General features: G+C 70.5%; 16 protein-coding genes. 1 reads left to right on the top strand and 15 read right to left on the bottom strand.

The genetic code is table 11. The annotated features are described in order from the left end of the window. Nucleotides 1–171 precede the first annotated feature (171 nt). From ACQEVC_RS45650 to ACQEVC_RS45715, 14 genes are all read right to left on the bottom strand, one after another. Nucleotides 172–492 carry a hypothetical protein gene (locus ACQEVC_RS45650; RefSeq protein WP_432872162.1) on the bottom strand — a complete coding sequence of 107 codons (321 nt, stop codon included), beginning with the start codon at nt 490–492 and terminating at the stop codon, nt 172–174. Next, nucleotides 489–887, bottom strand: coding sequence for a hypothetical protein (locus ACQEVC_RS45655; protein WP_432872164.1), 399 nt, complete (start codon nt 885–887; stop codon nt 489–491). Before ACQEVC_RS45655 ends, ACQEVC_RS45650 begins: the two co-directional genes overlap by 4 nt. After that, the gene (locus ACQEVC_RS45660) at nt 884–1,093 is read right to left on the bottom strand and encodes a hypothetical protein (protein ID WP_432872166.1); all 210 of its coding nucleotides are present in this window, start codon (nt 1,091–1,093) and stop codon (nt 884–886) included. Before ACQEVC_RS45660 ends, ACQEVC_RS45655 begins: the two co-directional genes overlap by 4 nt. Continuing rightward, entirely contained in the window at nt 1,090–1,824 is a 735-nt protein-coding gene (locus ACQEVC_RS45665; RefSeq protein ID WP_432872168.1) for a hypothetical protein, read from the bottom strand. The genes ACQEVC_RS45660 and ACQEVC_RS45665 overlap by 4 nt, the downstream gene beginning before the upstream one ends. A 94-nt stretch (nt 1,825–1,918) precedes the next feature. Continuing rightward, nucleotides 1,919–2,434, bottom strand: coding sequence for a hypothetical protein (locus ACQEVC_RS45670; protein WP_432872170.1), 516 nt, complete (start codon nt 2,432–2,434; stop codon nt 1,919–1,921). After that, complete coding sequence (locus tag ACQEVC_RS45675; RefSeq protein WP_432872172.1) at nt 2,431–3,159, bottom strand: DNA methylase; 729 nt, start codon at nt 3,157–3,159, stop codon at nt 2,431–2,433. The genes ACQEVC_RS45670 and ACQEVC_RS45675 overlap by 4 nt, the downstream gene beginning before the upstream one ends. Further along, nucleotides 3,156–3,386 (bottom strand): hypothetical protein, encoded by a 231-nt coding sequence (locus ACQEVC_RS45680; protein ID WP_432872174.1) that lies wholly within the window; start codon nt 3,384–3,386, stop codon nt 3,156–3,158. Before ACQEVC_RS45680 ends, ACQEVC_RS45675 begins: the two co-directional genes overlap by 4 nt. Then, nucleotides 3,386–3,772 carry a hypothetical protein gene (locus tag ACQEVC_RS45685; RefSeq protein WP_432872176.1) on the bottom strand — a complete coding sequence of 129 codons (387 nt, stop codon included), beginning with the start codon at nt 3,770–3,772 and terminating at the stop codon, nt 3,386–3,388. The genes ACQEVC_RS45680 and ACQEVC_RS45685 overlap by 1 nt, the downstream gene beginning before the upstream one ends. Beyond that, nucleotides 3,769–4,011, bottom strand: a complete 243-nt coding sequence (locus ACQEVC_RS45690) for a hypothetical protein (protein ID WP_432872178.1) — start codon at nt 4,009–4,011, stop codon at nt 3,769–3,771. Before ACQEVC_RS45690 ends, ACQEVC_RS45685 begins: the two co-directional genes overlap by 4 nt. Then, complete coding sequence (locus tag ACQEVC_RS45695; RefSeq protein ID WP_432872180.1) at nt 4,008–4,373, bottom strand: hypothetical protein; 366 nt, start codon at nt 4,371–4,373, stop codon at nt 4,008–4,010. Before ACQEVC_RS45695 ends, ACQEVC_RS45690 begins: the two co-directional genes overlap by 4 nt. Further along, the gene (locus ACQEVC_RS45700) at nt 4,370–4,531 is read right to left on the bottom strand and encodes a hypothetical protein (protein ID WP_432872182.1); all 162 of its coding nucleotides are present in this window, start codon (nt 4,529–4,531) and stop codon (nt 4,370–4,372) included. The genes ACQEVC_RS45695 and ACQEVC_RS45700 overlap by 4 nt, the downstream gene beginning before the upstream one ends. Before the next feature lie 93 nt (nt 4,532–4,624). Next, nucleotides 4,625–5,422: a BRO family protein gene (locus ACQEVC_RS45705; RefSeq protein ID WP_432872184.1), complete on the bottom strand. Its 798-nt coding sequence runs from the start codon at nt 5,420–5,422 to the stop codon at nt 4,625–4,627. Between the two features lie 17 nt (nt 5,423–5,439). Beyond that, on the bottom strand, nt 5,440–5,631 hold the full coding sequence (locus tag ACQEVC_RS45710) for a hypothetical protein (RefSeq protein WP_432872186.1): 192 nt from the start codon (nt 5,629–5,631) through the stop codon (nt 5,440–5,442). Further along, nucleotides 5,631–5,873 (bottom strand): hypothetical protein, encoded by a 243-nt coding sequence (locus tag ACQEVC_RS45715; RefSeq protein WP_432872188.1) that lies wholly within the window; start codon nt 5,871–5,873, stop codon nt 5,631–5,633. The genes ACQEVC_RS45710 and ACQEVC_RS45715 overlap by 1 nt, the downstream gene beginning before the upstream one ends. Before the next feature lie 213 nt (nt 5,874–6,086). On the opposite strand from ACQEVC_RS45715, the gene ACQEVC_RS45720 reads away from it, so the two are divergent. Further along, nucleotides 6,087–6,506, top strand: coding sequence for a helix-turn-helix domain-containing protein (locus ACQEVC_RS45720; RefSeq protein ID WP_432872190.1), 420 nt, complete (start codon nt 6,087–6,089; stop codon nt 6,504–6,506). A 56-nt stretch (nt 6,507–6,562) separates the two neighbouring features. On the opposite strand, the gene ACQEVC_RS45725 is transcribed toward ACQEVC_RS45720, so the two are convergent. Next, nucleotides 6,563–8,031, bottom strand: a 1,469-nt coding sequence (locus ACQEVC_RS45725) for a recombinase family protein (RefSeq protein ID WP_432892178.1), incomplete at its 5' end; no start/stop codon positions are given.

The raw sequence follows: 8,031 nt of genomic DNA on the forward strand, positions 1-8,031 counted from the left end.
CACTCTCTTCCTCGAAGACCCCGAACCCGTCAGCTCCGCACCCGCCGCACAGCCCGCCCGGCTGCCGCCACTGGGGCAGGCACGGACACGCCGCGATTCGGGCCAGGTAGTCCGCGGTCTGCTCGGCGGCGTCTGGCCGAGGGCTGCGGGGGTCGGGGCGGCAGGGGGTGGTCACGCGGCTGCCCTCGCCCTCGCTCGCGACGACCGGTTGCGCCGGTTCTTGTTCGCGGACGCCTGCGACGGTTGGGCCACGACGACCCACCACGCCACCTGTCGGCGGGGCAGCCGTATCCCCTCGCGGTAGGTCCACGAGCGGAACGAGTCCACGTCCATGCACAGCCGGTCGGCCATCACCTCGGTGGTCAGCCCGGCGGCGAGCATCCGGTTGACGGCCGCCCGCCGCTCCGGCCCGGTCAGCGGCATCCGGTAGCCGTCGTCGGCGACCAGGCGCGCGGACAGGTCGATGGAGTCCTGCTCGGTCCAGGTCGTCATGCCGCCACCGCCTGGGCGAGCAGCCGGCGGCCGTACGACCTCACGGTCGACAGCGGCAGGCCGATGACCACCGCGATCTGTCCCCAGGTCTGGCCGTCGCGGTGCCGGCGCAGGATCTCGTCGCGGTACGGCTCCGCCAGGGAGACCGGCCGCGCCGACACGGGCTCCGGCTCGGGCTTCCGGGCCTTGCCGGTGACCAGGTTGCCGTAGTCGTCGTGCGCGACACCGGCGACGATGACGCCGCGCGGGTACGGGTTCTCGGTCCGGCAGTTGTCCTTGAACGGGCACCAGTCGCACATCTCGATGGCGTCGGCGTTGCCCTCGTTGCCGGTCTCCCACATGCGGGGGTCCCACCGGGAGCAGGGGCGGATGGCGGTGAGGGTCGCGGTGCTCACGGCGTCACCTCGGCAAGGTCAATGTCCGGCGGGAGGTAGAGGACAGAGGTGGCGTCGGCGGGCACGGCGGCCCGCGCGGCGATGTGCTTGGGCGGGGTCCAGTCGGGGGCGACGCGGTGCTCGGCGGGGATGAGCCGGTCGCCGTTGGTGCCGGGGCGGTGCCGGCCGGCGTTGCGGGTGCCGCCGAGGGCGTGGTGGAGGCTCATCGGGCGGCAACCTCGACGGTCTCGACGCCGTTGGCCTCCGCGGGCCGCTGCTTGTCGTACTGCCGGATGGCCCAGACGATGGCGTGGCAGGCCCAGAGGAACGGCCAGTCCCAGTCGGTGAGGTCCCATTCCCAGGTGTCCGAGCAGACGCCCGCTTTCTCCAGGTCGCGCAGCAGGTCCCGGGCGCCGTCGGAGTGGCTGAGCATCCCGTCGCTGTCGTAGTCCTCGACGAGTTGCCGGATCTCGGCAGGCGTCTTCGGCTCGTACGGTTCGCGCGGGCCACTGCTCTTCATTGGCCACCGGTCGGCCCAGTCCGCCGTGTCGAACTGGTGCTTCGCCGTCACGTAGTCGCTCTTGTGCTGCGGGTACTCCTCCGCGTACTCCTTGAGGCAGCCCTCGATGTGCTCCCTGAGCATGTCTTCGCTGTACTTCTGGGTTGATCGGCCGGCGTCCGGCAGCTTCTCCGCCCAGTAGCCGGGGTTGATCCGGCCGCTGTCGCTGCGGAAGAACGCGAACATGTCGGCGACGCGGGAGAAGACGGGGGCGCAGTCCATGTCGCCCCGGAAGACGAGCGACCCGGGCCAGGTGATGATCTCGAACCAGTAGAACGAGCTGTCGGGCTTGGCGCATCGCAGGTGCCGGTAGAGCCCGTCGTCGTGCAGGACGGTCAAGGTGTGGTCGGCGGTGTCGCGGACGAAGCGGTCGGCGATCTCTCGCTCAAGGTCGGTCATCAGAGGCTCCAGATCAGGAGGCCCAGCAGCACGGCGCCGGGCAGGCAGGCGATGAGTAGGGCGCGGGTGAGAGGCCAGCCGGGGCCGGGGACGATCACGCGGCGGCCCTCGCGGGTTCGGGCGCGTACTTCGGCTGGGCCAGCGCCGGCTCGGGCATGTCGGCGAGCAGTTGCTGGAAGACCCAGAGCCCGGCCTTGGTGAAGCCGACGTGCTGCCACCCGGCTCGGCGGTAGCAGCGGCCCGGGTCGCGCTTCCTCCGGGTCTTCGACGCGTCGACGAACGAGACGATGCCCAGGTCCGGCACGTCCGGCCAGTGCGCCCGAGTAGCCGCGACGGCAGCGGTGATCAGGTCGGAGGCCAGGTACTCGCACTCCGGCTCCCGGCGGAACAGGGAGTTCATCCACGCCCCGGCCCAGTCGTGCTTGACGAACCGGGCGATGGGGTTGGAGGTGACCCAGACGGCGTCGGCGTGCTCGGTCAGGAAGACGACGCAGGATCCGGGCGGGACGAACTGCGGACTGCCGATCTTCTGCCGGTTGTAGTGGCGGTCCGCGAGCGGCAGGGCCCGCTTGTCGGCCCGGTTGGAGTAGTGCCAGGGCTGGGTGTTCACGCGGCGGCCCTCCGCTGGTCGAGCTGGGCGAGGAGCTGCGTGCCGATCCAGCGGGTGTAGGCGGGCGGGATGGCCAGCGCCATTTCCCGGACGCTCATCCAGTCGATGCCCATGGCGCGGACCCAGTCGGCCTTGCGACCGTGCTGGATGCCGTCGCGCCGGGACCGACCGCCGGACTTCCCGGTGACCGTCACGTACCGGCCGTCGCCGATCCGACCCCGGTGCTCCGGGTGTTCCGGCTGCGGCAGGACAATGCCTCCGCCGACCTCGAAACCGCGGTGCCGGAACACCCCGAGGTCGAACATCTCCCCGCACAGCACGACCGGGTCGACCAGGTCGGCGAGGTTGTCCTCCACGTTCTCGATCACGTAGGGCACCTCGGCGGCCCGGAGGAGGTCGCGGGTCGGCGGGATCAGGTTCTCGTGCCGGTCGGTGGTACCGAACTGCTTGGCCTCGGCGCACCCGTACTGGCAGGGCGGGGACATGTTGGCGCCCAGGCAGGCTCGTACCAGGTCGACGTCGGTGAGCACGTCCAGGACATCGGCGTGGATGAACGCGTCACCGCAGTAGTTCCTGCGGAAAACCCTGTCGATGCCGAGCACCCGGACACCGGTCTGCTGGTAGCCGCGGGTGGAGCCGCCGGCACCGCAGTAGCCGTCGAGCACCCAGCGGTCGGTCGAGTGCCGGATGAGGTGCAGCGCCTCGCGGACGGTCAGGGTGATCACGCGGCGGCCCTCCGGTGCGGCAGGTGGTCGTGGATCCAGCGCCACGGCGCGGCCCGCCACCCGGCGCGGTGGGAGTCGGCGACCGCCCAGCGGTGCGGACCCGGCCGGGTGGCCGTCATCGCCGCGTGCATGGCCTCGATGCGGCCGGTGCCGAGGTGGCGGGCGAGGCCGAATCCGGCGGTGAAGGCCAGTAGCAGGCCGAGGATGCCGAGCAGGTAGGAGGGCATCACGACACCGCCCGAACCAGCGCCGGGAACGCGTTCGCGTCGTACTCCGCCATCCAGTCGCCGACAACCTCCGGCACGTCCACCCGGCCGCCGTCGATCAGCGACACGAACAGCGGGTTGATCCGGTAGACCGGCAGGCCGAGGCTGAGCAGGTACTCGTAGACGGCGCAGCCCCGGGCGCTCTGCGGACGGCCGGTGACGCGCAGCGCGGTCAGGGTGGCGGTGATCTCGTCGCGGGTGGTGCCGAGCGTGACCAGCGCGGCCCGGACCTGGTCGGCGTACCCCGGGTGCCGGGGCAGGATCGGCGCCGGGTCGACGGGTCGGGGCAGTCGCGGCCAGTCCGGCAGCGGACGGGGCTCGGCCGGGGTCGTCGGAGCGGTGGTCATCGCTGGTCACCCGCCTCGCGGAGCACCAGGTCAAGCGCGGCCAGCGCGGCGCGGGCTTCCGCCCGGAACTCCGCATCGGACACGTGCTCCGAGTCGGTGCTCCGGAGGATCGAGACGACGTGGACGGACTCGACGTTCCTGCCGGGGTACTTGGCCGCGAGCCGGCGCATCGCGTTGGCGATCTGGTCGCGGCGCTTCTCCTCCGGCGTCGCCTCCGGCTGGGCGGGGGTCTGGTTCATCGCGCACCGCCCGTCGGCGGCAGCGGCACCCGGCCGGAGGCGACGTCGCCCAGGTCGGGGGTGTCGAGCCGGCGCAGCATCCTCCCCGCAGCCCGGGTGGCCGGAGACCAGCCGACGAGCGGCCGGCGGGGAATGGCGGGCAGCGGCGGCATGTGCCCGACCGCGGACAGTGCGGCGGCGACCTGCGAGGCGGTGAGGTTGGTCAGGACCAGCGTCGTGGTGCCGTCGTCGCAGGCGTCCGCGGTGATGGTGCTGTCGCCGCGGGTGCCGTCGAGCACGACGCTGCCGTCGCACATCTCGGTCCGGGAGTTGGACTTCCAGCCGGCGGCGAGCAGGTTACGAACGATGGCGATGGCGTTCACTGGGCACCGCCGCGGTTCTGCTCGGCGATCTTCCGGGCGGAGAGGCGGGACGCCGCGGTCTCGACGCCGTTCTCCTTGTCCTGCTGCTCCCTGCGCTGCATCCGCAGGGTCTCGGTGGCCGACGGGATCACGGAGTCGTGGTCGTTGCGGTTGGTCATGGGATACTCCTCGGGGTTCTGGCGTCCTCGCGGCTCTTGGTCGGGTAGCGGGGGCGCCGTTCTGTGTCCGGGCCGGGTGGCCGGGACCGGAGGTCAGGCGGCGGGGCGCTCGATCGGGTGCTTCATCAGCAGCCGGCGGATCGCGACCTTGCCGAGCGGGGTGACGTACAAGGTCGTTCGCATCTGGCCGTTGTGCATGCGCGGCGCGGTGGGCTGGTCGCGCGTGGTGAACCAGTCGGCGTGGTACGCGTAGGCCAACCACTGGTAGTCCTGGACAAGCCGCTGCTGCGAAGACGACCAGCGGGCCTCGGTCTCGCGGCGGTAGATCAGCTTCCGGGCGACCATCCACTCCCGGAGCGCCTTCTCCCCCACCCCGAGCTGCCCGGCGAAGACCCGGATGATCGAGGCGTCCTCGTCGGGGTTGACGAAGCCATCGACGTACTCGGCCTTCGGTTCGGCGACGGCCAGCCGAGCGCGCTGCGCCTCGATCTCCTCCGCCTGCGTGGCGGCAAGCCGGAGCGCCTCCGAGTAGGTCTGCGGGATGGCGAACTGCGAGGCCCCCTCGTAGCGCCCGGTCTTCCGGATCGCCGGCAGCACCTCGTGGGTGACCCACCGCTTGAACTCCTTCGCCTGCGGCTTGCGGCTACGGAGAATCAGCGAGTACAGGCCCGGCTCACTGACGACGGACACTTGCTGTTGGCCGCCAGGGGTGTCATTAGTAGTGACCCCCTTCTCGTCCTCATCGAGATAGCTGACGGCTTGCCGCGAGTTGTTGATGTCGAGGGCTGTGCAGACGTCTGCGGCGACGAACCAAGGCTCGCCGTTGCGGAGCAGGGTTCGGATCTGCTGACCGGTGGCGGGAAACTGGAAGACTTCGATCTCGGCGATCACGCGGCTTCCTCTCGTGGTCAGGCGGCGGGCGGGGTGTCGGTGGTCGCCTCGTCGTCAGATCGCTGCTGCCCGGCGGCGATGTGGCTGCGGACGGGCGCCAGCAGGACGGTGAGCTGATCGATCTGCCAGGGGGCCAGGGGTGGGGCCTGGTCGACGAGCCGCTGAATGTGCTCGGCGCTCACGCCGGACAGCGGGGTCGGGCGAGGCATTACCGGTCCTCTTCGGCGAAGTACTGGCCCACTCGTACGTGGGGGTACTTGGCGTGGAACCGGAGCATGAAGATCGCGCTGACTCCCCCGCCACTGCGGATGCGTGAGTAGTTGCCGGGGTCTACGCCGAGGTCGGTGGCCTGCTTCTCCTGGGTGTCCAGTCCGAGGGGTCCGACGAGGGCGTCGAAGTCGTCGCCCTTGAAGACCACCTTGCGGCGCCTGGCCTTCGGGGTTGCTTGCATACAACTACGCTAGCTCGATGTACGCATACAAGCAAGGGTAGAGTCAGAGAAAATGCTTCGGCACAAGGAAGGGATCGAGGTCAACCCATGAACCATCAGCGCAGGTCAACACCAGGCCGAGCCAAACGGGCAGGCCAGGGCCACTACTCCCCCGGCGCCGTCCAGGTCTGGCCCCCTCGTGCGCATGCGTGGAATGCCGTAGCCTTCATGCACGTGAGCAGCAAGTGGGATTTCGAGGCGTTCCGGGACTACGTCATCCGTCACGCGAAACGCTCCGGACGGGCATCCGACCAGGCCACCCTGGCGACCGCCACCGGCATCGGTAGCGACCTGCTCGGCCGATACTTCCGGGGCGAGGTCCAGCCGGGCCCGAAGAACATCCAGAAGATCCAGGCCGCCATCCCCGGAACGACCTACGAGCATCTGATGGTGCTCGCGGGGCGAGCTACCGCCGAGCAATTCGGACTCTCCGAGAACCCGACCCCGCCGCCGGCCATCCACCCGCTCGCCGAGCGCGTCAGCCACCTGCTCGGCGAATCGTCACCCCTCGCTACCCCCGAGAAGGATCTGCTTGCCACGCTGCTCGAACGGGTACTGGAGCCGTACAACGGGAACCGCCGCCGCACCGCCTGACTCCGGATAGCAGAAGCCCCGGCCCTCAAGTGAGGGCCGGGGCTTCATCGCATGCCTCAGAGCTTCCAGGAGATCTCGATCGTCTCCGGCCGGAAGATGCGCGCCCCCCGACCGGCGGGCATCACCTTTACGACCATCAGCACGTTAACGACGGTTCGTAGCCGATCGGTATCCAGGGACAGGACCGCGGCCTGCACGTCGTCGGCCCGCACCAGTGGGCCGAGAATCTCCAGCCGGCCGGCGTTGGCCATCTCCGCCTCCACCCTGGCGAGGCGATCCCGCAGCTTTCTGGACTCCCGGCGCACCCCGAGTTCGGTCAGCACCTCCTCGGCCAGCAGGGTCGCCAGACCATCCAGGCGGACACGAAGGGCCCGAGCCTCGCGGCGCAGAGCGGCGGTGTCCGGCTTGCTCTCGTCAGCCAGCAGGAGGGCGGCGTCAGGACGCGACAGGCGGTCGATCACCAAGTCCATGACGTATAGGTCCACCGGCTCCGATGCGCGCCCCACGTGGCCGTACGCGGCACGGCAGCGGTAGGTGGTGTGCCCTTCCCGGCCCCGCCGGGCGGGAGCTGCGCCACGGTGGACCGTGGCCTCGCAGACCCCGCAGAGCGCGACGCCGGTCAGGAGACCCCGCGCGGACCGGGCAGGGTTGGCCCTAGACGGGTCCGTGATCAGTTCCACCGCCGCGCGCCAGGTCTCCTCCGACACCAGCCCTTCCCAGGCCGCCGCTCCCACGATGCCCTTGAGCCGCGCCTTGCGAGGATCCATGGCCTCCCGTATGGCCTCCGTGACGTGGCTGCGCAGGCCGGCGTAGCGCGGGTTCAGCAGCACCGGGCGGACGCTCTGGGCGGTCCACGGCGACGGTGACCCGTCCCGCTTGGTCTGTGGTGTGGTCAGGCCTAGGGCGTTCCAGCCGGCGGCTATCCTGCCCAGCGGCACGCCGGCCAGGACATCGTCGTACGCCTTCCGGATGGCCCGGGCCTCACTCTCCCGGATCGTCATGCCGTCGGCCTCGTAGCCGAACGGCCGGCGGCCCCCTATTCGCCGGCCCTGCTCTGCGGCCTGGAGTGCGGCGCGCCGCTGTCGGTCTGACTTCTGCTCGATCTCGTGTTGCGCGACGGATCCCAGGATGTCCGCCGTGAGTCGGGCCGCCGGCGTGCCCAGGTCGAGATCCGTCCCGCGTACGAAGGCCACGGTGATGTTGTGCTGCTTGCCGGCCTCCAGCAGGCGGAGACGGTCCCGCGCGTTGCGGGTCAGCCGGGTCATGTCCCAGGCGACCAGACACCTCGCCTGGCCGCTCTGGATGGCCTGTAGTGCGGCCTCGAAGCCCGGCCGCCGCCGCTTGCCAGACGCGCTGACGTCGTTGTCGACGTGCTCCGCGACGACGGCCCATCCGCGCAGCTTGGCAAGCTTGCGGGTGTCCTCTCGCTGGCGGCTGATGCCCAGTTCTTCCCCGGTCCGGTCCTGGCTCTGGCGGAGGTAGATCACGGTATCCACATCTGCTATTGAACCATCCTTGTGGTGGC

It is taken from the genome of Plantactinospora sp. CA-294935 (genome assembly GCF_050936445.1).
Taxonomy (GTDB): Bacteria; Actinomycetota; Actinomycetes; order Mycobacteriales; family Micromonosporaceae; genus Plantactinospora.

Bases quoted from the DNA above. Each gene is read 5' to 3' on its own strand.
- ACQEVC_RS45650 (WP_432872162.1), bottom strand. From the start codon at position 492: ATGACGACCTGGACCGAGCAGGACTCCATCGACCTGTCCGCGCGCCTG.
- ACQEVC_RS45660 (WP_432872166.1), bottom strand. From the start codon at position 1,093: ATGAGCCTCCACCACGCCCTCGGCGGCACCCGCAACGCCGGCCGGCAC.
- ACQEVC_RS45665 (WP_432872168.1), bottom strand. From the start codon at position 1,824: ATGACCGACCTTGAGCGAGAGATCGCCGACCGCTTCGTCCGCGACACC.
- ACQEVC_RS45680 (WP_432872174.1), bottom strand. From the start codon at position 3,386: ATGCCCTCCTACCTGCTCGGCATCCTCGGCCTGCTACTGGCCTTCACC.
- ACQEVC_RS45685 (WP_432872176.1), bottom strand. From the start codon at position 3,772: ATGACCACCGCTCCGACGACCCCGGCCGAGCCCCGTCCGCTGCCGGAC.
- ACQEVC_RS45690 (WP_432872178.1), bottom strand. From the start codon at position 4,011: ATGAACCAGACCCCCGCCCAGCCGGAGGCGACGCCGGAGGAGAAGCGC.
- ACQEVC_RS45700 (WP_432872182.1), bottom strand. From the start codon at position 4,531: ATGACCAACCGCAACGACCACGACTCCGTGATCCCGTCGGCCACCGAG.
- ACQEVC_RS45710 (WP_432872186.1), bottom strand. From the start codon at position 5,631: ATGCCTCGCCCGACCCCGCTGTCCGGCGTGAGCGCCGAGCACATTCAG.
- ACQEVC_RS45715 (WP_432872188.1), bottom strand. From the start codon at position 5,873: ATGCAAGCAACCCCGAAGGCCAGGCGCCGCAAGGTGGTCTTCAAGGGC.